Source organism: Vibrio sp. 1078-1 (assembly GCF_033340475.1).
Genome location: NZ_JAWOWM010000025.1, coordinates 1 through 19998 on the forward strand (window position 1 = coordinate 1; position 19998 = coordinate 19998).

The window sequence follows — 19998 nt, forward strand, 5'->3', positions numbered from 1 at the left end:
CTTTCTTATCCATATTGTCCATCCTTAGCCTTTAAGGCTTAAGTCTAGACAGTTACACAGAATTCGGGACACTCTCAATTGTGCAACGGTATGTGCCTCCTATGCCAACTTTGCTCTAGCTCTTAACCTTTCTCTAGCTTGCAGCTTTTCGGAAACTTGCTGGTACAACCTTGCTTCTTCATTTTCCCTATCCGTGATGGATATTGCGAGTGCATAATCTTCTTTTTCTTTGACTTGATTACTAGCCCATGGGGTATCTTGCCGAGTAACAACTAAGAAGAGCTTCCTGGGTTTATTAAACTGACTGTATGTCCAAGTGCTGGATTGTAACGTGCCCCTACTCCTATCATCTTGCGTAAGATCCCTCTTAGTGCCATCACATTCAGGTATCGATTGAGTTGTTTTCTTATTTTCATTATTAAATGACTTGGAGACCGCTTCCAACGAATCACCATGTACCAAATGATACTTTATCTTAGTTGCAATATATTCAAGTCGAGTAGTGCGAACTGAAGGACTATAAGCCAGACTAACGGTGATAGTTCTGGTCGCCTTTCCTTTACGAAAATAGTCTTCTGGAATTGGAAGCTCAAAGAACTGATGTGTATCATTTTCAATTTGTTCTTCACTAATTAGTACTACATGCTCCTCAGATGATCGAAACAAACTATCTTCATCAATAACCCCATAGCCAGCAACACGTCTTACATCCTTCTTGTCTGAAAAAGTGGCACCCAACTCTGGAGTTATACGCGCATGATTAGCTAATAGCGCTCGAAGAAGATTCGCAGATGAATCGGGATAACTGTTCAGTAACCTTCCTGCTAGGTTGGTAATATAAGGAGCAGAAAAACTTGTACCACTATACTCACTTAATAGCGTATTACCTTGAGGGTTATGATTTAATGTAACTACACCAAGGTGTTTAAATACTTGCTTCCAGCTCTTTCCTTCTAACCTAGCTGGTATAGCAAAGTTTCCACCGTGTGCTAAAAAGTCAGGCTTCAATACAGACTTATCGCTTTGACTACTTCTTGAAAATGGAGAAACTTGACCTTCATTCGCAACATGTAGTTCATTGATTTCCCCCTGTCGTTGATAGTAGCGTTCTGTGTACGTGGAAGTGTGCTTTGCCATCGCCCCTACAGTTAGCACATTAACAGCTGGAGCGGGATCAATAAGCGCAGCATCATCGGATAAAAGAAAGTGAGGGTAGTCGTCTCTCCAATTACTTATTCTTTCAGAACCGCTATAGTTACCAGCTGAAACAACAATTAAGATATCAAGTTCTCTAGCGAGTTCATCAAGTGTAACTGCGATACCTGATACATGGTTATGAAGGTATGGTGCATTTTCGTTACCAAGAGAAAGATTATATATACGGCACCCATACTCTCGATAAAAATACGAAATTGCTTCGCTCAACGTAGACTCTATCGTTTTTGTATCAAACTCAGTTTGGCCATTTGAACCAGTAGCCAATACTTTTCCGCTTAAAAGCCACAAGTCTCTAGTCCAATCGTTACCATCAATTCGAGCTTCTAAATCTCCAAATAGAGCGACACCTGCAACTGCGGTTCCATGTCCAACGTAGTCAAACTCATCTTCTCTATCAACAAAGCTCTGAGCATCACCAACCGCACCCTGAAGTAATATGTGGTTGGCATTAATACCGCTATCGAGTACACATATTTTACTTGCTGACTCTGCAACTGTATTTAGAGTTGGAGGAAGAATGTTTACATCTAAGTTTAATTGAGCGAAATCGACGCCTGTCTTTGGCGGGAGGTCAACTTGACGAACATCTCTGTGTTGAAGCAAGTATTGCGCTTGATTTAAGTTAACTGTAACTCGGAACATAACTAAGCTATCCCGATTAACTTTGTCTAGATGCTGAATATCTTCTGAGCTTAACCAATTTAAAAAATCAGATACGAGAGCATTTCGTGCAATGCTCCCCGTGCTACCGAGTGGCCAAAGTTCAACATCTAATCGAAAAGTATCTTCATCTGGAAACCCAAACTGTTGCAATGCCCAACTTTTACGATCTTCGTACCCCCACGCATCAATCTTATCAATTGCAAACAATAGGTTCGCATAAGTTACATACTCTCCATCAACCAACAAAGATAAGCGTTCATTGAATTGTTGTAGTTGCTTTTCATCGGCAAAAGCAATGTAAACTGTCTGGTCTTCTTGACTTACTATGGATATGCCATGTTTCGTTATTTCTTCAAAACTCATTCTCTCATTCAGCTTTATCTGAATAAGGTTTCGTGATGTGCTACCACCAACCTGGTCTGATATTACCTTTCGAAAGGTCTCTACTTGCTTTTTTAGACTCTTTACGTGCTCTACCGGGTTACCACGTTGAACTTTAGTGCCAAAGCCTGGACGAGACCTCCTTGGAGTTAAAGGAGTCTCCTTGGAAAAAGAAAGGTGAGGGTAAGCTCCTGCCATACTGCATTCCTTTGCGCATTATTATTAGATTTGACTTTCTTGTTCTAGTGCATTTCTTAGCATTCTAATGGTTAGAAATTCCTTCCCCTTTAAGATCATTCGCTTAACTGCTCGCCTTATTATTCGCTCAATTATTGCTGGTGACTTATCTCGGAAAATGGCATGAAGTTCGGAAGAATCTAGATCAAACTCTCTCCTCACTCCACGGAGCTTCAGTTGCAACAAATCTTGAAGCTGGTTTTGGTCTATTTCTGGAAACTCTACAATTTCATCAAATCTGCGCCAAATAGCGCTATCAAGAATTTGCTCATGATTAGTAGCTGCAATGATCGTACTCTTTCCATCGTAAGAATCCATCATTTGAAGAACGGCATTAACTACCCTCCTCAGCTCACCATGCTCTGAACCATCATCACGCTCTTTCCCTAAAGCATCAAACTCATCAAAAAGAACCAATAGTTTATGCTTGGCAATAAAATCAAACACTTTTCGTAAGTTAGCAGCAGTTTCCCCTAGAAACGAGGACACAAGAGAATCTAAACGAACTATAGCAAGTGGTCGTTCTAACTCGTAGGCCATAGACTCAGCAGTTAACGTTTTGCCACAGCCTGGAGGACCGAAAAAGAGGATTTTTTCAGCAGGGACCATTCCATAACTTCGAAGAACATCTTCACGACGGTGCTCTTCAAGTACATCCTCAATAATCTCTAAAGTACGTTTATTTAAAACCAAGTCTTCAATAGACCTGTTGGCTTGTCTGATATCAACTAACGGAACACCACTTTCTTTGTCTGTCGGAGGTTCCGGTAGAATGTTATGCCTAGTTGAGTTGGTCGCAACTCTATCTCCGTAAAGAATTCGCTCCAAATCATTTGCTAACAAGTTATGCTGCTTTTGTCTTTCTTCTTTAATTAATTGCTCAGTCGCACTTCTGAAAGCACCAGGATCACCGGAAGTACCTGATTGAACAAGTAATCTTAACAACTTACCACTAGCCATAAACCCTCCAGACCACTTGATAGTGAATGACAAGTGATGAACAACATACCAACAAATAATAACCTAAGTGCTTATACAATAATCAAAAGCACAATTAAATTTTGACACATATTATGATTTCTACGTCAAATATGCGAAAACGGGCAATCCTAACATAATTGAAAGTTAAACCACTCACATTTTGAGCATTTCGTTTAAGTCATGTGATTATAGTATTTCGTGTACATCATCATTCATAAAGATCTAAGACCGCAATTTAGGCGCGATCATTAAAGAACCAACCTAAACACATCAATAGCGTTCATATTATGACGTTAACTGCCCGCTAACGCTTGCCTAATACAACAAGTCTCAACATGTCTGATTTTTCTCATCGAGGACTCTAAGGACACTCTTGAGCCCATTAACTTTCCCTAATAATTGCACTGATCGCTCTTTTGCTCCTTTAAGGAGCATAACCAGTTTCGGTTCTAATTCTGGGAAACGCTTATTCAGAGAACGGTATTCGTTAATCTCACCTAAAACAACCTCTAGCTCTCGTTTGTAATGGTTATACTCACTAGTTAAGACCGAATAGCCCTGATCCGATGCAATCTCAATGTCTACATTTACTAATTTAGGTTCCACCTGAATAGCTTTGAAAGCTTCCGTCTGAAAATAGCGTTTCTGATGACCACTACCTTCACTCCTAAGCCAGCCATGCTTCATGAACCGCAAGATTTGTCGATAAACTTTTTTACGCGCTTCATCAGCATCAATGTGGAAACCTCTTAGGACAATAAACTCATCCCTCAACTCAGTCACTGAAAAATCATCAATTGTTCTTTCAATCAATAACTTGTACATCTCTGCACTGATTTTAATAGAACGCTTCATGTAATACTTATACCGCAATAAAACTAAGGATTGCTTAGTATACAGAGATCGGTAAAACTAAGAAAATCTTAGTTAAGTAGAGTTTCATAATATGAGCCATAAGTGTCATTCCAAAGTCCAATCCCATTACGTCTCAAAGAAGCGCGTAAGAAAGCAAAACTCTCTCAGAAAGCCTTGGGAGTGCGAATAGGTATGGATGAAAGCTCTGCGAGTCCGAGAATGAACCAGTATGAAAAAGGGAAACATACACCGGATGTTCAAACGCTAAAATTGATTGCGGACGAGCTTGGTGTACCTTTGAACTACTTTTTTTGTGAGGACGAAGTCTCGGCAGAGCTGTCTCTGTATATAGAAAAACTCTCCAAAGAAAATAAAATGAAGCTGCTTCAAATCATCAAAGATATGAGTGGGGACTGAAAAACAAACATGAACTTCATTGATATAAAAAGAATGCCCAAAGGGGAGTTGCATGTACACTTGAACGGCCTCGCCAACACAGCTCTTCTCCGATCTCTTTTACAAGCAAGTATCAATGAACTCCCCTCAGGTTTTGACTTACGTTACGACTTAACGAGAAAAACTCCAGCTAGCTCTCTAGCTGAATACTTAACGCCTTGGCAAGCACTCAGGTTAGTACCACAAAGTAGAGCAGATTTATCTAAAATTGTAGATAGCGCATTCTTCGAACTCAAAAATGATAATGTTAAATTTGTAGAGCTACGCAATAGCGTCATATACATATCCCTCCTAAACAATATTACAGTGCAAGAAGCATTGGAATGGCTACTACAAGACATAGAAGAGTTCTCGTGTCGTTACAATATAAAAGCAGGCCTACTTCTAACTATCACGCGTGGGGAGTACGCTCCAGAACACTTACGAGCATTAGTAGATGCCTATAAATCTCTTGGCCGCCCTCAGTCAGTCATTGGATTGGACCTAGCTGGTAATGAGGATATCTCACCTCCTCCAGAGACAGCGCATCTATTTAGAACAGCTAAAGATGAAGAAGGGCTGTCTATTACAATCCATGCAGGCGAAACAGGTAATCCCCAGAATATTGAAGATGCCATCATTAACTACTCTGCCGATAGAATTGGCCATGGAACAGCAATAGTTAAAGATCCAAGACTGATTGAGTTAGTTAAGAACAAAGATATTTGCATTGAAGTGTGCCCTGTAAGCAATCGTCTAACAAATGCTGTAGCAGAGAATGAATCTCACCCTGTTACAGAAATGGTTAAGTACGAAATACCTTTCGTTATCTGTTCAGACAATCCCTCTATACACGGTTCTACTCTCAGCGATGACTACTTTGAACTTTACAAAGAAACCAATAATGTTCTTCTAATTCAAAATATGCTCTCGACTCAAAAAAAATACTCTTTCATTAAGGGAATTGAATGAAACTCAGATTCATTACAAAGAACGACCATAAAGTCGACGAAGTAAACAAACTTTTGGAAGGCATCGGTGTAGATGTAGTGGCAGCGAAACACTCTATAAATGAAATCCAAACCGATGACGTTGATCTTCTAGTTAAGGACAAACTACTAAAGGCATTTAAAATTGTAGGGCGCCCAGTTTTCGTGGAGCATACTGGCTTATACATTGACAATTTAAACGAGTTTCCTGGCGGCTTAACCCAGATTTTCTGGGATAAGCTTGAAGCTGATAAGTTTTCTACTTTATTTGGTACTGGGGACAATACTAAAGTTATCGCAAAAACAATTATTGGTTACTGTGACTCAATGAAAATACATACCTTTAAGGGTGAGATAAGAGGAACAATCGCCCCTGAACCTAAGGGAGACCGTAGCTTTCAATGGGACTGCATTTTTATCCCAGATGGAGAAAGCTTAACGTTTTCAGAAATGGGTGACAAAAAAAATGAAATTTCAATGAGAAAGTTAGCTTTTGACAAGTTCAAAGAGTTTTTGAAACAAGGAAAAGATTAATGGAACAGCTATTGTCTGCCTACAAAAAAGGGAACGTAATTTTATTCGTTGGTGCGGGAGTATCAATGAATCTTGGTCTTCCTTCTTGGTCTGAGCTCATCAACCATATCTCCGTAGAACTAGGCTATGATCCTGACATATATAAAACATTTGGAAATGATCTTGCGCTAGCCGAGTATTATCGAATCGAAAAAGGAAGAATAGGTCCCTTGCGTAGCTGGATGGACACCCAGTGGCACTCGGGAGATGTGAAGCTAGAAAACTCCAAAGTTCATGAATACATTGCTAAAGCAAATTTTCCTCTTATCTATACGACAAACTACGACCGATGGATTGAGAAATCGCTAAAACATTACGGTAAAGAATTTATAAAAATTGCGTCTGTATCTGATATGACTGAGATAAGAAAAGACCAAACACAAGTCATTAAATTTCATGGAGATTTTGATGATGATGAGTCAATAGTCCTCGATGAATCAAGTTACTTTGAGCGACTAGAATTCGAATCGCCTTTAGATCTAAAACTTAGAGCTGATGTACTTGGAAAAACTGTTCTTTTCATTGGTTATAGTCTATCTGATATCAACATAAGGCTTCTATTCTATAAATTATCAAAACTGTGGAAAGGTAATTACTGTGGAGGAGCCCAGCCTAAGTCTTATGTGTTTTCCCCACGTCCAAACCCTGTGCAGGAAGCAGTTCTCGAGCAATGGGGGATCAATATGATTAATTCAGAAATTGATCACCCTGGTAAAGCACTTGAAGAGTTCTTAAAGCAATTTATATAACGTTCTAGACTCCTTAAAATTAACTCTAGGACCATCATCATAAGTTTGACGCGAAAAAACACAAAACTTAACCACTTTTGGTTAGATAAGGATATCGAGCTATGAGCAAATCAAATAGTGAACCTAAACGATATTTTCGAAGGAACCGTCACCGTCAGCAAACGCGAAATAACTCAACTAATGCTTTAGAAAGCTTACTATTAGAAAGCCGAGATATTCGGTTAGAAGTAAAAGAGCTTAATGAAAGAGCAGAGTTCAACAACCTGAAACGTCACTCTTTGTTGCATAAAATTATTAAAAAAATATCACTAGTTTTAAAGATTTTGTTAGGAATAATCGGCCTCATCGCATTGGTATCATTCTTTTATGATCGAAAAGAGTCCGCACTAGAGACAACATTCCGCGCTCTAAATCAACTCCAACCCAATTCATCTACGGCCACAGGGCAGGAATTAGCGTTCAACCTGTTAGTAACAAACGACTGTTTAGGCCTTGAGAACAATACATCATATAACCACTCGAATACCCTCTACTTTACAAAGTGGCCTAGCTTTATTGACCAACCATTCTATCGAATAGCTAGATACCTTTTCTGTGTACGGGATGCAGTCAACCTCAGGGGAGTGTATTTTGGCGGTAATCCTACCAAAACAAAGCTCTGATGAATCCCCTAATGATTTTGGTAAAAATCATTAGGGGATTCATCAGCGCTCGACACGGACTCATTGTCACCACCCGTCACCTAAAATCTACTCAGCGTCGGCAAAGGAGCCATGGGTTCTAGCAACTAACTTACCTGTTGAAATTCGAACACCCAAACAACTTGTTAATATCTATTCGAAGCGAATGCAGATTGAAGAAACCTTCCGAGACTTGAAAAGTCCTGCCTACGGACTAGGCCTACGCCATAGCCGAACGAGCAGCTCAGAGCGTTTTGATATCATGCTGCTAATCGCCCTGATGCTTCAACTAACATGTTGGCTTGCGGGCGTTCATGCTCAGAAACAAGGTTGGGACAAGCACTTCCAGGCTAACACAGTCAGAAATCGAAACGTACTCTCAACAGTTCGCTTAGGCATGGAAGTTTTGCGGCATTCTGGCTACACAATAACAAGGGAAGACTTACTCGTGGCTGCAACCCTACTAGCTCAAAATTTATTCACACATGGTTACGCTTTGGGGAAATTATGAGGGGATCTCTCAGTGCATTGCCTCCAATTCCCATAATTTATTACGCCGATAATAACTTGGTGTAACCTTAAAAATGTACTTAAATCGACGTGTAAAAGATTGTTGGGAATCAAATTGATATTTTAATGCGATCTCAAGGATAGTTTTTTTCGTCAACCTCAACTCAACAGCCGCTTTCGTCAAACGACGAGCACGAATATAGCTAGCCAGTGTGACCCCTGTTACTTTTTTGAACAGCCGCTGAAAATACCACTTGGTATAACCCGCTTTATTCGCCACATCATCAAGCAGTAAAGACTGATCTAAATTATGTTCAATCCATAATAGAACATCTTTGATAACCGTTGTATGAAACTGCTTATCATCATATCTTAATTGGATGTTATTAGCTTTATTTTGATAGCGAGAATGCTGTTCAATATACATAAAATAACCTAAATGTTCTTAAGATTGTCACGACCACATCATCATGATACCATAAACATACTGACGGTATGTTATTTTAAATCTATCATGGAAAATAAAAATCATCAACAAGAAAATTTTAAGAGTACCTATCAATCACTGGTTAACTCAGCACGAATATTGTTTGTTGAAAAAGGCTATCAAGCTGTTTCAATAGATGAGATCTCGGGAAAAGCGTTGGTGACCAAAGGTGCCTTTTATCATAACTTTAAAAATAAAAAACAATTACTCAGTGCCTGTTATAAGCAGCAATTAATTATGATTGATGCCTACATCACAACAAAAACTGATTTAACAAATGGTTGGTCTGCCTTAGAAAGTATATTTGAACATTATCTTGATTATATTATTGATAATAATAAAAACCTTATCCCTATCCAAGAAGTGATGCCTATCATTGGTTGGAATGAACTTGAAAAAATTAGCCTTGAATACATTACTGGTAAGGTAAACGCCATTGTCAGCAAATTGATCCAAGAGAACCAACTTAAAGCTTATGATGATGATGTGCTTAAAAACTTACTCAATGGCTGGTTTATGCATATCGCAATACATGCGAAAAACCTAAAAGAGCTTGCCGATAAAAAAGGCCAATTTATTGCTATTTACCGCGGCTTTTTATTGAGCTTGAAAGATAAATAAAATAGATAGGTTTTATTTGAAGCTAAATCTTCTTTATCGTAAAAAATGCCCTCTTGGGTTATCAAGAGGGTCATTATATTTCGCGGAATAACATCATTTGGTGACGAAATAACTAAGCACTTGTCTCCTGTTTACTCCCCTGAGCTTGAGGGGTTAACATGAAGGTCATCGATAGCAGGATAATAATACAGTAAAACGCTAAACCAATAATCCAAATCCAGCCATCCCAAATTGGTAGTGAATGATTATAAATAACAGCAAACAGTAATGGGCCAATAACACCGGTTGCATTGTTAAGGCTCACCAATAATCCCTGTAAAGCACCTTGCTGATGACTCTTTGTTTGGATAGACATCACTCCCTGTAATGCAGGTAAAGCGATCCCACCACCAGCCAATAAAATTAAAACAGGGAAAACTAACCAACCTTCAGATATAAACGCTAAAAAGGCAAATGCACTACTATCTGCAATAAATCCGAGCAGTACTGCCGTTTTTTCGCCCCATTTAGTGGCTATTCTTCCTGCCACAAAGGCTTGGAATACTGAGTGTAAAAGACCAAGACCCGCTAATGAAAAGCCAACCATCATGCTATTCCATCCAAAACGATTTTCGGTAAATAGCACCCACACCGTTGCGGGAATTTGGCCTATCAATTGCGCTGAAAAATAAATAATCAACAAAATGGGCATCGTTTTAAATAAAGTGATGTATACCGAATTCGATTGCGTCTCAACCCCTACTTCGGTATCTGTATTATCACGTGTATTTTTGGTTTCACGGAACCAAAACATAACCACAAGGAAAGTGACAATATTTAGCAACGCAGCGATAAAAAAGGGACTATGCGGTGAAATCTCTCCTGCAAAACCACCAATAATAGGCCCCGCTATTAAACCAAGCCCAAAACTTGCCCCTAACCAACCGAACCACTTCACGCGTTGAGAAGCTGAGGTGGTATCGGCAATGACCGATGCCGCGACAGCCCCAGTAGCTCCTGTGATCCCTGAAAGCAAACGGCCTAAATACAGCATCCAAAGCGCACTTGAAAAAGCCAGCAATAAGTAATCCAGCGATGCGCCTATTAATGACAACAACAGCACTGGGCGCCGACCAAATCGGTCAGACATTTTTCCAAGCCAAGGAGCAAAGATAACCTGCATTAACGCATAAAGTGCAAGCAATACGCCAAAGTGGTTAGCGATATCTTCCGAAGCAATAAATTCACGTAATAACGTTGGCAAGACTGGCATGATAAGGCCAATCCCCATGGCATCGAGTAACGTAATTACCAATGCGATCTTTGTCGAACTATTCATTTCACTTTTCTCTATCACTGATAGGGAGTGGTAAAATAACTCTATCAATGATAGAGTGTCAACAAAAATTAGGAATTAATGATGTCTAGATTAGATAAAAGTAAAGTGATTAACAGCGCATTAGAGCTGCTTAATGAGGTCGGAATCGAAGGTTTAACAACCCGTAAACTCGCCCAGAAGCTAGGTGTAGAGCAGCCTACATTGTATTGGCATGTAAAAAATAAGCGGGCTTTGCTCGACGCCTTAGCCATTGAGATGTTAGATAGGCACCATACTCACTTTTGCCCTTTAGAAGGGGAAAGCTGGCAAGATTTTTTACGTAATAACGCTAAAAGTTTTAGATGTGCTTTACTAAGTCATCGCGATGGAGCAAAAGTACATTTAGGTACACGGCCTACAGAAAAACAGTATGAAACTCTCGAAAATCAATTAGCCTTTTTATGCCAACAAGGTTTTTCACTAGAGAATGCATTATATGCACTCAGCGCTGTGGGGCATTTTACTTTAGGTTGCGTATTGGAAGATCAAGAGCATCAAGTCGCTAAAGAAGAAAGGGAAACACCTACTACTGATAGTATGCCGCCATTATTACGACAAGCTATCGAATTATTTGATCACCAAGGTGCAGAGCCAGCCTTCTTATTCGGCCTTGAATTGATCATATGCGGATTAGAAAAACAACTTAAATGTGAAAGTGGGTCTTAAAAGCAGCATAACCTTTTTCCGTGATGGTAACTTCACGGTAACCAAGATGTCGAGTTAACCACCCTTTAGATTCATAAAGCGAAAATAATGCGGCTCCAACGTACCCACCTAAATGGAAACGGCGTTCACTCCAATCTAAACACGCACAACAGATTTTACGTGAATGTTTGGAAGGAACGTCAATTCCCATTTCATGAAAATATTGAATACCACTTAATGTGATCATTGAACCATTTTCAGTGATCCATTGCTGTTGACAAAGGGAATCATAGATCTTAACGGCAACTTCGCCAGCTAAATGATCATAGCAAGTACGTGCTTTTCGTAAATGCACTGGCGTGGAAACTTTGGCATGTACGCCATGGTTTAAGGAGATCCCCATCATACTTTCCATCAATTCAGCAATATCTTTTCCTGCTAGCCGAAAATAACGATGCTTGCCTTGAGCTACTACTGTGATTAGCTGGCAATCTAATAATTTAGATAAATGACTGCTCGCCGTTGAAGCTGATATATTCGCCACAGAACTTAGCTCAGTGGCCGTCCAAGCTCGCCCATCCATCAAAGCACTGAGTATTTTAACTCGTGAAATGTCAGACATAGCCGCCCCTATCGCGGCTATTGAGGACTCAAAGGTAACCTCTTTTCGTATTAAATTAGCCATCGCAAGTTCACTTTATTGCCCAAGGGAGCGTAACAGATGCAGCCATACTATCATTGTCCGTTATTAATATCAGTTGGTTAGCATGGTCACTGTATTGCACTAAAATATTAATGTTATTCTCCGCCAATACTCGTGCTATTTCGCCAAGTTCCCCCGGTTTTTCCTGTTTTAACTTACGAATTAATGGTGTCCGGATCGCAAGTACTAACAGTCCAGCTTGCTCTAGCGCTATTTTAGCTTCCTTTCCTTGTTCAACAAGAAAATGAGCATGGCATTCATCACCAACCGTAAATATCCCTCCCCCTTCCAATCCAATACCTTTATTACCTAATGTTTTTCCTAGTAATGCTAATTGTCCTATTTGATTATCTAAAACAACGTGAACATCAAACATTATCCTTGTCCTTTTTAAATGAATATTCGCGAGTAATATGAGCAATACTAATTTTGTAAAAATCAAATATTGACTCTCGCCCTTCTTGTTGAGCTTTCGCATGTAAAACATGATTTTTCCATTGCAGAACTGCGTATTCGTTTTCCCACCAAGATAGCGATAACATTTTTCCTTCTGTAGCTAGACTTTGAAAACGTTCAATTGAAATAAAACCAGCTACATGACTTAATAGTGGTCTTAACTCCTCAGCTAAAGTCAAATAGCGAGTTTGTTGGTCGGGTTGTATTTGCACCTCAAATATTACAGCAATCATATTTTTCTCCGTTATTAATCAACAAACAGAGTAATCCACCCGAAAATTAACACTTCGATAAGCAACGAAATATAGAAAGGTCATGCTGCTGTTTTATGTTGTATATCACACTTCTTTAAATTGCTCGGCCTGCGCTTATCATGTTCTCCTTCTCTTATAATTTTGTTTATTATTTATACTTTTTTATTTTTTGCTATCACCGAAAATAGTGCGGATCCCGCATGGTATTTAGGTTTACCCATCATTAAATACCATTGTTGTTATTTTAATCTTTTTAATATTTCATGATTAAGATCACACTAAAATTATGACCCTATTAACTAAAAGTTATGGATACCCTAATAAAACTCATTGTTAAAGATTAGTTAACCAAAGTAACTTCATTTTTCACTATTGTTAAATTGTTATAGTGAAAATTCTGGTAAACTAATAGAGGTAAAAAAATGATCCTAGATGCCAGTTATACATTATTAGTCGCATGTATCGCGCTACTCATAGGAATGTTTGTCGTAAAATTTACCCCGTTCCTACAAAAAAACCACATACCAGAAGCCGTCGTTGGTGGCTTTATTGTTGCAATTGTTCTGTTAATTATTGATAAAACATCAGGTTATTCGTTTACTTTTGATGCTTCATTGCAAAGTTTATTAATGCTCACATTCTTTTCCTCTATCGGGCTAAGTTCTGACTTTTCTCGACTGATTAAAGGAGGAAAGCCGTTAGTTCTATTAACTATTGCAGTAACGATCCTAATCGCCATTCAAAATACTGTCGGCATGAGTATGGCTGTCATGATGAATGAAAGTCCATTTATTGGCTTAATTGCAGGTTCAATTACTCTAACAGGTGGTCATGGTAATGCCGGAGCATGGGGCCCTATTCTCGCTGATAAATATGGTGTAACAGGCGCCGTTGAATTAGCGATGGCTTGTGCAACACTTGGATTAGTGTTGGGTGGTTTAGTTGGCGGCCCTGTTGCCCGTCATCTTTTGAAAAAGGTCTCTATTCCTAAAACAACCGAGCAAGAGCGCGACACTATCGTTGAAGCTTTTGAGCAACCAAGCGTCAAAAGAAAAATCAATGCAAATAACGTTATTGAAACCATTTCAATGCTGATTATCTGTATTGTTGTTGGTGGCTATATCAGTGCATTGTTTAAAGATACTTTTCTGCAACTGCCTACTTTTGTCTGGTGTTTATTTGTCGGTATTATTATCCGTAATACACTGACTCATGTATTTAAACACGAAGTGTTTGAGCCGACCGTCGATGTATTAGGTAGCGTTGCTTTATCGCTTTTCTTGGCAATGGCGTTAATGTCATTAAAATTTGGTCAATTGGCAAGCATGGCAGGGCCAGTATTAATTATCATTGCTGTACAAACTGTTGTCATGGTGCTATTTGCCTGCTTTATCACCTTCAAAATGATGGGCAAAGATTATGATGCTGTCGTGATCAGCGCGGGTCACTGTGGCTTTGGTATGGGAGCAACACCAACAGCAATTGCGAATATGCAAACAGTCACAAAAGCATTTGGACCATCACATAAAGCTTTCCTTGTCGTTCCTATGGTCGGTGCCTTTATTGTTGATATTTCAAACAGTATCTTAATTAAAATATTTATTGAAATTGGTACATACTTTACCTAATAGCGGCTTTGTTGCGTAATTCAGACGAGAAACCAAACCTCCTAAAGTTGAGCGACTTTTATACAATATACTGAGTTTCAGGCATACCAAGCCCTGTAAGTTTGTTCAGTGCTTTGATCATGGCGTAAGTCTCGCCAACCTGAGCGTTGTAATTTCTTAGACTTAATTTCCCACCTAGCAACTGTTTTACTCGGTACATTGCGGTCTCTGACAGAGAGCGCTTATGATAGCCATACCGCTTTTTCCACTTCTTGTTGGAGCCGCAGAGCTTCTGGCAACCTACCGCTAAGTTACGAGGATGTCCTTGTTCCCAGAAGGCTGCTCCTTCTCTTGGCGGGATGAGCGGAACAGCTCGCTTGATCCATATGGCATCATGGCAATTCCTTGTGTCATAAGCGCCATCGCCTGATATCTCAATGATTTTACGACGTGTTTGCTTGAGTAAGTTGGGGAGCACTTCGGCATCAGTTACGTTAGATAAGCTCAGCTCTGCTGCGACTATTTCGTGGGTGCTTGTATCTACCGCGATATGCAGCTTACGCCAGACTCTTCGCTTCCCATCAGTTCCATGCTTCTTGACCTTCCATTCACCTTCGCCATAAACCTTGAGGCCAGTGGCATCAATGGCCAGATGTTGTATTGCTCCTCTGGTTTTGGTTTTAAATGAAACTTCAACTTCCTTAGCTCGGCGGCTTATACAGGTGTAGTGCGGGCAAACAAGCGGGATGTTAGCCAGCTTAAATACGGAGTCTAGAAAACCTTGCAGCGCTCTCAAGGGCATAGAGAAAACGCGTTTCACCATCAGTGCGGTAGTAATGGCTAAGTCGCTGAATCGGCGAGGTCTACCACGCTTGCCTTGTTTGTTTTGCTTCCACTCAGCTATCGCTTCCTCATCAATCCAAAAGGTCAGAGAACCACGGTTGATTAAGGATTTATTGTACTGCTTCCAGTTAGTTGTTTTGTAACGAGGTTTAGGCATGAGGCTACGACGATTGATGGGCGTAGCCGCTCAGATCGTAGTTTCTTGATTTAGTTCCATCGAATTACGCAACAAAGCCTTTCTGTGTTTGTGATAACCAGAAGTTCAACTCAATTGTACTGGCCTATCGTAACAATAAGATCTCGCTTGAAAGTGCAACTAAAAAGGCTTTATCAACAATTATTGAACAACCAGACGGATAAGGAGAAAGTTGCTATGTCTAGACCAAGCCGTTTACAAGTTCATTGATGTCAAGTTATCCAAAGATGGCCGCATTATCTCTGTAGATGTTTCTAATGCGTTTGGTCTTGGGCGTCAAAAGGTTAGCAGTGTTATTACTAAGTACCGAACTGACTACCCTAAAAATATGCACCATGCTTTTCACCAAAAATGTTATCTGCGCGGAAATGATTTTAAAGCCCACTTACTCACTACCCACTCGCCAGAAGAATACATCAATGCAGTAGGTGTAATTATCGGAGGACAATAGACTTTGATCGGAAATGTGCCTTTCAAGCGATTCTTAGACTGTAAAAAGCAAAGGTTTGATCAATTTTGATGCGTATTGGTACCAGAAACACTGTGGAAATGACAATAAAGATTGATCAATCTCTAGCAAACTATTGGACAGAGCCGATTAAGGGCAACCTGTCAGACCTAGTCACATCGAGATAAAGAAACTCACAGATTGCATTCAGACTAATTCAGATAATGGCTCTTTTTTCATTGTCTTAATCGAGGTTCATTGTCTTCAAAAGCCTGTTTACTGCATAGTAGATGTAAAGCCCTAGTTGACTCCCTAAAAAGAACCACCACCAGACCAAGTACAAATCAATTACATCGAATTTACCAAACAATACCTGCTCGAAATCTAACATTGATTCTGTAAGTGGTCTTTGTGCACCCGGCAAGCCTAGCCTATCAAATGGTACATCACTAAACTCAAGATAACTTAGTAACCAAACGGGCATATATAGAAACACTTCTGTATCAGCAATTGATACTGCTATAGCACGTAGATACTCATATCCTTTGTATAGTATTAAAAGGCCACCAAGGCCGATTAGATAGTGATTGGGTTTAAGGAGTTTCTCTGTTACGTATGATAAAGGGATTAGGACCGTCCTTACGAGCTTGCCCATTACGTAGTGAACGACTCCTGTAGTTACATAAAAAAGTAGAGCCGGAGTACGAAGAATTCCAAAGAAGATAGCAAGAAGTAGGTTCATAGGGCATACCTTAAGCTTAGTCTATAATATATTATAGTTTGGTATGCCCTGGAAGGGAAGATATTTAAGGGTAATAGCAATAGATAGTTGCTAGTGCTCGGTTTTCTCTAGGTGTTTCCCAAAGTTTAGTTTTGAAATTATACGAGTAAAGGCGGACAAGAAATTGTGAGCCAGATGCATTTTTTGTAACACCGATTCGGTTTAATGAATAGTCAGATACGACTACACCGTTCGCTGAGTGGTAACGCTTACTATCTTGCCAGTCTACAACAATTCTATTTGCCGCATAACCTGCACCATCACCACAATTTACACCTTTAATTGCACCAACTCCGTTTATTGTAGCGGAACCTTGGTGAACATATTTACTTGTTAGGTTTGAGAGAGCTACACCCCCTCTCGATGTCAAACGAATGTCTCTTGTTCGAGAAACGCCATTTGGGTCAAAAAACATTGAGGGGTCATTGAAATCAACAACGGCTCCAGGGACATAAAGAGAGCCATTCTCTAGAGTTGATATGTTTGAACCAGTACCGATTGCCAAGCCCCCTGCGAAATTATTCATTTGCGATGAGTTGGTTTGGTTGATTCTATTCCGTACTGTAGCTTGGTCTATTGTTGCTGAGCCTATACTAGCTGTATTTATATCGCCGTTATTGATGTCAGCTCTATTAATATCAGCACGATCAATGTCAGCGTTATCGTAATCAAGGTCAGTGCCGCGAACACTAGTTAAGTTTGCAGAATTGGAGCGTAACGTGTCAATAGTACCGGAGTTCGCGTCTATGGAATTAACGTTGAGGTTGTTGAGGTTGCTGGTTCCATTCAAATCGAGTCTAAATACAGGGTTTTCTCGGTCCACAATGCTAGATACTTCAAGGCGGTCCATATTATCGACATCCTGTCCATTCCAGTCGATTGTAGCTAACGGTGAGTTTGTACCATGGATACTCAGGTCATCAGAGAAGCTTGTGCCCCAAGTGATATCCATAGTAATGATACCTGTATCAAAGTCGCAATCCACTTGCGAGATTGAGGTGCCTGAATTTAGGTTTGCCAAACCTCCACCAGCAATTCGGGCTATAGTACATGAACGTTTGACTCCGTTTTCACCAGAGAAGTCAAATCCCCGAGTTTCAGCAGTATTTGAGACAGTTAATTTGAGTTCGACCTGGGTTCCATCATTTGTAACTTCAGTTTTGTATTGCATGTTATCCCCAATTCTAGGGGAATCTTCGAAGTCACAGAATAGGAACTCAGATGTTTGGGTACCACCACAGGTGTTTGGCTTCAACCACATTGTTCCAATGTGCTCAGCACCGTTTTGGAAGGGTTGGCCCGGCTGATTCCATTGGGCTAATGAGCCACTTTGTCTTGAGGCATTCTTGATAGCATGAAGCAGCGTTGCTATACGCTGCCCTTGAAGTTGGTCTACTTGAGATTCGTATTGATCACTTTTCATCATGAGGTAAGTGGACATGATGATACTTAAAGCGACAGTAGAGGCCAATATGCCAAGTTGAAGGAAAAAGCCTCTTTGTCTTTTGATTGAGGTTCTAGGCAGCATATTGGCCACTCTTATTAATAATGATTAACGGTTGATGAATGTGATTGCTACTTCATCGCCAGATGCACACTGTGTTTTAAGAGTGTCATTACCATCAATTCGCGTACCTTCAACCTGGATCTCAACGAAGTTTTGGAATACACGACCAACGAGTAGGTTACACTGATCTGTTTCTACATTTGAGAAAGTGAAAGTGAAGAATTTACCTGTACCAGTAGTTGTAATCCCATCACGGTTAGTCGCGGTGTCTACGCTTCCACAGGTCAAGCCATTATCAGAAAAAGGTGTGGTAAATTCATCTTGGGTTGCACTTAACCAGCTTGAAGGCCAGATGTTTTTGTCGTAACAGTCAGTGTTGTTAACAGATGCGTATGAACCAAAGCCACCCACTGTACGTCGTAGTTCGTCCGATGCTTGTAGTAGAGCTGACTCAGCATCGTCAACAAGTTTACCCGCACCTGAATCCCCCATAGTTGTAGCAATACCGACAACCATAATGCCCACGAATGCCAGGACTAATTGAAGCTCTGTAGATAGAAATGCACCTTTACGTTTTGCATGAACGCGGTTTAGTTTCTTTGAATATTGTTTTTTTGGTTTAAATAACATAGCTATTTTCCTCTTTGAAAGCTATTGGATTTTATACATGATTGGCATATATCAATCAAGTGGAATATGGTTTTCACAATTTGTTAATTTTATTATCAAACTTAGTTAAGGGTTTGACCAATTGAAGAAATAGAAAGGCCAACTATGGCGTTTACAGTTAAAACTGCCATCATGCAACCGAGCATGATCCCTGTCGTAAGCTTTTTTACTAGCATTTCAGTGTTAGCAAATACTTCTTCGGTGATATCGTCTAGTTTATTTGTAAAGTCAGAGGTTGTAGCATACGACTCAATCTCAATTCTTGGTTCTCTACTAAAGAAATCACAGGCGAGTGCTTGCCCTTCACTCTTTCCTCCAATCATATTAAGACGCATTTTTTGGCACCAATGTTTTACATATGGCGTTGAGTGGGAACCAACAAGCTTTAGTGCTTCTGAAGAGGGCATCCCGACTTTCAAAAGAGCATTGAATGTTTGTAGGGTTATAGCGGAATTAATCGCGTCAACAACATTCCAAGGTGGTAATTTAGTTAATCTCCGATTAATTTGATTGGGTAAACTCCAAACTACCCAGGTCCCGTATATCACCAATGTGCCTGTAATAAATGGGCTTAGCTCGTATACAGTTTTTGTAAACTCTCTTGCAAATGTCATAATAGGAGTTGGTTTTATATTAAGCCCCTTAAACAGCACAGCATAGATGTATAAGTGTGCAAGACTACAAATCAACATAATCAAACCAACACCTATAATTGGACCGACTATTCCTAAAAAGCCAGCACCTCTCATTTGTTGTTTTCTTTGTAATTGGCTGACACATATGCGTATTACTTTGTATGCTGCAGTTTTCTTCTCGATTGCGTAAGCAACTCCAATAGTGGTTTTATCAAAGAATGGTGCGAGCATGTATGAGATAACTGGTCTGTATCGGTACCGGTCTGCAAGATATTTTACGAACTTTGTTTCTTGGGATTTTGGTTGTTGAGACTTATATGCTTCATAGAGGGAGTCCAATACATTTACGATTGAATCACCATCTGCTAAACGTGATGCAATTTTCTCTAGAAGTTGAGACTTTCTCTTTGAGCCCACACGAAAGTTTGTATACTTTAGCTTTAAGGTATCAATGAAGTCATCACTAAGGTATTGACTCTTTATTCTGAGCAACTTTTGGTTAATATCGTTTTCCATTA

At 39.8% G+C, this 19998-nt stretch carries 22 protein-coding genes and 1 pseudogene; 10 read left to right on the top strand and 13 right to left on the bottom strand.

Annotated elements, in window-relative coordinates:
- Window positions 1-99: 99 nt before the first annotated feature.
- The 3 genes from R7190_RS24020 to R7190_RS24030 form a co-directional block, all read right to left on the bottom strand.
- Window positions 100-2460: a S8 family peptidase gene (locus R7190_RS24020; protein ID WP_318137619.1), complete on the bottom strand. Its 2361-nt coding sequence runs from the start codon at window positions 2458-2460 to the stop codon at window positions 100-102.
- Between the two features lie 24 nt (window positions 2461-2484).
- Window positions 2485-3459, bottom strand: a complete 975-nt coding sequence (locus R7190_RS24025; RefSeq protein WP_031847928.1) for an AAA family ATPase — start codon at window positions 3457-3459, stop codon at window positions 2485-2487.
- Window positions 3460-3810: 351 nt separating this feature from the next.
- Window positions 3811-4323 (bottom strand): hypothetical protein, encoded by a 513-nt coding sequence (locus tag R7190_RS24030; RefSeq protein ID WP_083135937.1) that lies wholly within the window; start codon window positions 4321-4323, stop codon window positions 3811-3813.
- Window positions 4324-4437: 114 nt separating this feature from the next.
- Here R7190_RS24030 and R7190_RS24035 point away from each other — a divergent pair, with 114 nt between their 5' ends.
- The 6 genes and pseudogenes from R7190_RS24035 to R7190_RS24060 form a co-directional block, all read left to right on the top strand.
- Window positions 4438-4752 carry a helix-turn-helix domain-containing protein gene (locus R7190_RS24035; protein ID WP_083135936.1) on the top strand — a complete coding sequence of 105 codons (315 nt, stop codon included), beginning with the start codon at window positions 4438-4440 and terminating at the stop codon, window positions 4750-4752.
- Window positions 4753-4761: 9 nt separating this feature from the next.
- The gene (locus R7190_RS24040; RefSeq protein WP_031847929.1) at window positions 4762-5742 is read left to right on the top strand and encodes an adenosine deaminase; all 981 of its coding nucleotides are present in this window, start codon (window positions 4762-4764) and stop codon (window positions 5740-5742) included.
- Complete coding sequence (locus R7190_RS24045) at window positions 5739-6293, top strand: non-canonical purine NTP pyrophosphatase (protein WP_083135935.1); 555 nt, start codon at window positions 5739-5741, stop codon at window positions 6291-6293. Before R7190_RS24040 ends, R7190_RS24045 begins: the two co-directional genes overlap by 4 nt.
- Window positions 6293-7081, top strand: a complete 789-nt coding sequence (locus R7190_RS24050) for an SIR2 family NAD-dependent protein deacylase (protein ID WP_083135934.1) — start codon at window positions 6293-6295, stop codon at window positions 7079-7081. Before R7190_RS24045 ends, R7190_RS24050 begins: the two co-directional genes overlap by 1 nt.
- Window positions 7082-7182: 101 nt before the next feature.
- Window positions 7183-7743, top strand: coding sequence for a hypothetical protein (locus R7190_RS24055; RefSeq protein ID WP_083135933.1), 561 nt, complete (start codon window positions 7183-7185; stop codon window positions 7741-7743).
- 40 nt (window positions 7744-7783) lie between these two features.
- A pseudogene (locus tag R7190_RS24060) lies at window positions 7784-8272 on the top strand (IS4-like element ISVsa5 family transposase); the annotation flags it as partial.
- Window positions 8273-8281: 9 nt separating this feature from the next.
- Here the strand turns inward: R7190_RS24060 and R7190_RS24065 are convergent.
- On the bottom strand, window positions 8282-8698 hold the full coding sequence (locus R7190_RS24065; RefSeq protein ID WP_000275180.1) for a helix-turn-helix domain-containing protein: 417 nt from the start codon (window positions 8696-8698) through the stop codon (window positions 8282-8284).
- A gap of 87 nt (window positions 8699-8785) precedes the next feature.
- On the opposite strand from R7190_RS24065, the gene tetC reads away from it, so the two are divergent.
- Window positions 8786-9379: a tetracyline resistance-associated transcriptional repressor TetC gene (tetC, locus tag R7190_RS24070; protein ID WP_139794960.1), complete on the top strand. Its 594-nt coding sequence runs from the start codon at window positions 8786-8788 to the stop codon at window positions 9377-9379.
- 112 nt (window positions 9380-9491) lie between these two features.
- Here the strand turns inward: tetC and tet(B) are convergent, their stop codons facing one another.
- Window positions 9492-10697, bottom strand: a complete 1206-nt coding sequence (gene tet(B) / locus R7190_RS24075) for a tetracycline efflux MFS transporter Tet(B) (protein ID WP_010446567.1) — start codon at window positions 10695-10697, stop codon at window positions 9492-9494.
- A gap of 81 nt (window positions 10698-10778) precedes the next feature.
- Between tet(B) and tetR(B) the strand changes: the two genes are divergently transcribed.
- Window positions 10779-11402 (top strand): tetracycline resistance transcriptional repressor TetR(B), encoded by a 624-nt coding sequence (gene tetR(B), locus R7190_RS24080; RefSeq protein WP_000088605.1) that lies wholly within the window; start codon window positions 10779-10781, stop codon window positions 11400-11402.
- Here the strand turns inward: tetR(B) and R7190_RS24085 are convergent.
- The 3 genes from R7190_RS24085 to R7190_RS24095 are packed head-to-tail and all read right to left on the bottom strand — an operon-like array spanning window position 11380 to window position 12773.
- Window positions 11380-12066: an ArsR/SmtB family transcription factor gene (locus R7190_RS24085; protein WP_001284954.1), complete on the bottom strand. Its 687-nt coding sequence runs from the start codon at window positions 12064-12066 to the stop codon at window positions 11380-11382. The genes tetR(B) and R7190_RS24085 overlap by 23 nt on opposite strands.
- Before the next feature lie 7 nt (window positions 12067-12073).
- The gene (locus tag R7190_RS24090) at window positions 12074-12460 is read right to left on the bottom strand and encodes a hypothetical protein (RefSeq protein ID WP_000460651.1); all 387 of its coding nucleotides are present in this window, start codon (window positions 12458-12460) and stop codon (window positions 12074-12076) included.
- Window positions 12453-12773, bottom strand: a complete 321-nt coding sequence (locus R7190_RS24095; RefSeq protein ID WP_000562370.1) for an antibiotic biosynthesis monooxygenase family protein — start codon at window positions 12771-12773, stop codon at window positions 12453-12455. Before R7190_RS24095 ends, R7190_RS24090 begins: the two co-directional genes overlap by 8 nt.
- 443 nt (window positions 12774-13216) lie before the next feature.
- Between R7190_RS24095 and gltS the strand changes: the two genes are divergently transcribed.
- Window positions 13217-14422: a sodium/glutamate symporter gene (gene gltS / locus R7190_RS24100; RefSeq protein ID WP_000599531.1), complete on the top strand. Its 1206-nt coding sequence runs from the start codon at window positions 13217-13219 to the stop codon at window positions 14420-14422.
- A 58-nt stretch (window positions 14423-14480) separates the two neighbouring features.
- On the opposite strand, the gene R7190_RS24105 is transcribed toward gltS, so the two are convergent.
- A complete protein-coding gene (locus tag R7190_RS24105; protein WP_083135829.1) occupies window positions 14481-15401 on the bottom strand; it encodes an IS5 family transposase in 921 nt (306 codons plus the stop codon).
- Window positions 15402-15612: 211 nt separating this feature from the next.
- Here R7190_RS24105 and R7190_RS24110 point away from each other — a divergent pair, with 211 nt between their 5' ends.
- Window positions 15613-15891, top strand: coding sequence for a hypothetical protein (locus R7190_RS24110; RefSeq protein WP_206946965.1), 279 nt, complete (start codon window positions 15613-15615; stop codon window positions 15889-15891).
- A gap of 241 nt (window positions 15892-16132) precedes the next feature.
- Here R7190_RS24110 and R7190_RS24115 read toward each other — a convergent pair whose 3' ends face one another.
- The 4 genes from R7190_RS24115 to R7190_RS24130 form a co-directional block, all read right to left on the bottom strand.
- Window positions 16133-16630, bottom strand: coding sequence for a hypothetical protein (locus R7190_RS24115; protein ID WP_025634132.1), 498 nt, complete (start codon window positions 16628-16630; stop codon window positions 16133-16135).
- Between the two features lie 64 nt (window positions 16631-16694).
- Entirely contained in the window at window positions 16695-18197 is a 1503-nt protein-coding gene (locus tag R7190_RS24120; protein WP_025634131.1) for a hypothetical protein, read from the bottom strand.
- Window positions 18198-18221: 24 nt separating this feature from the next.
- Complete coding sequence (locus R7190_RS24125) at window positions 18222-18806, bottom strand: hypothetical protein (RefSeq protein ID WP_025634129.1); 585 nt, start codon at window positions 18804-18806, stop codon at window positions 18222-18224.
- A 101-nt stretch (window positions 18807-18907) separates the two neighbouring features.
- Window positions 18908-19996 carry a hypothetical protein gene (locus R7190_RS24130; RefSeq protein WP_025634128.1) on the bottom strand — a complete coding sequence of 363 codons (1089 nt, stop codon included), beginning with the start codon at window positions 19994-19996 and terminating at the stop codon, window positions 18908-18910.
- Between the last annotated feature and the right edge of the window lie 2 nt (window positions 19997-19998).

What these genes read in the sequence shown, in the direction of transcription:
- tetC (WP_139794960.1), top strand. Translation starts at nt 8,786, where the DNA reads ATGGAAAATAAAAATCATCAACAAGAAAATTTTAAGAGTACCTATCAA.
- gltS (WP_000599531.1), top strand. Translation starts at nt 13,217, where the DNA reads ATGATCCTAGATGCCAGTTATACATTATTAGTCGCATGTATCGCGCTA.
- R7190_RS24095 (WP_000562370.1), bottom strand. Translation starts at nt 12,773, where the DNA reads ATGATTGCTGTAATATTTGAGGTGCAAATACAACCCGACCAACAAACT.
- R7190_RS24130 (WP_025634128.1), bottom strand. Translation starts at nt 19,996, where the DNA reads ATGGAAAACGATATTAACCAAAAGTTGCTCAGAATAAAGAGTCAATAC.
- R7190_RS24105 (WP_083135829.1), bottom strand. Translation starts at nt 15,401, where the DNA reads ATGCCTAAACCTCGTTACAAAACAACTAACTGGAAGCAGTACAATAAA.
- R7190_RS24020 (WP_318137619.1), bottom strand. Translation starts at nt 2,460, where the DNA reads ATGGCAGGAGCTTACCCTCACCTTTCTTTTTCCAAGGAGACTCCTTTA.
- R7190_RS24115 (WP_025634132.1), bottom strand. Translation starts at nt 16,630, where the DNA reads ATGAACCTACTTCTTGCTATCTTCTTTGGAATTCTTCGTACTCCGGCT.
- R7190_RS24050 (WP_083135934.1), top strand. Translation starts at nt 6,293, where the DNA reads ATGGAACAGCTATTGTCTGCCTACAAAAAAGGGAACGTAATTTTATTC.
- R7190_RS24045 (WP_083135935.1), top strand. Translation starts at nt 5,739, where the DNA reads ATGAAACTCAGATTCATTACAAAGAACGACCATAAAGTCGACGAAGTA.
- R7190_RS24085 (WP_001284954.1), bottom strand. Translation starts at nt 12,066, where the DNA reads ATGGCTAATTTAATACGAAAAGAGGTTACCTTTGAGTCCTCAATAGCC.
- R7190_RS24090 (WP_000460651.1), bottom strand. Translation starts at nt 12,460, where the DNA reads ATGTTTGATGTTCACGTTGTTTTAGATAATCAAATAGGACAATTAGCA.
- R7190_RS24125 (WP_025634129.1), bottom strand. Translation starts at nt 18,806, where the DNA reads ATGTTATTTAAACCAAAAAAACAATATTCAAAGAAACTAAACCGCGTT.
- R7190_RS24055 (WP_083135933.1), top strand. Translation starts at nt 7,183, where the DNA reads ATGAGCAAATCAAATAGTGAACCTAAACGATATTTTCGAAGGAACCGT.
- R7190_RS24065 (WP_000275180.1), bottom strand. Translation starts at nt 8,698, where the DNA reads ATGTATATTGAACAGCATTCTCGCTATCAAAATAAAGCTAATAACATC.
- R7190_RS24040 (WP_031847929.1), top strand. Translation starts at nt 4,762, where the DNA reads ATGAACTTCATTGATATAAAAAGAATGCCCAAAGGGGAGTTGCATGTA.
- R7190_RS24025 (WP_031847928.1), bottom strand. Translation starts at nt 3,459, where the DNA reads ATGGCTAGTGGTAAGTTGTTAAGATTACTTGTTCAATCAGGTACTTCC.
- R7190_RS24120 (WP_025634131.1), bottom strand. Translation starts at nt 18,197, where the DNA reads ATGCTGCCTAGAACCTCAATCAAAAGACAAAGAGGCTTTTTCCTTCAA.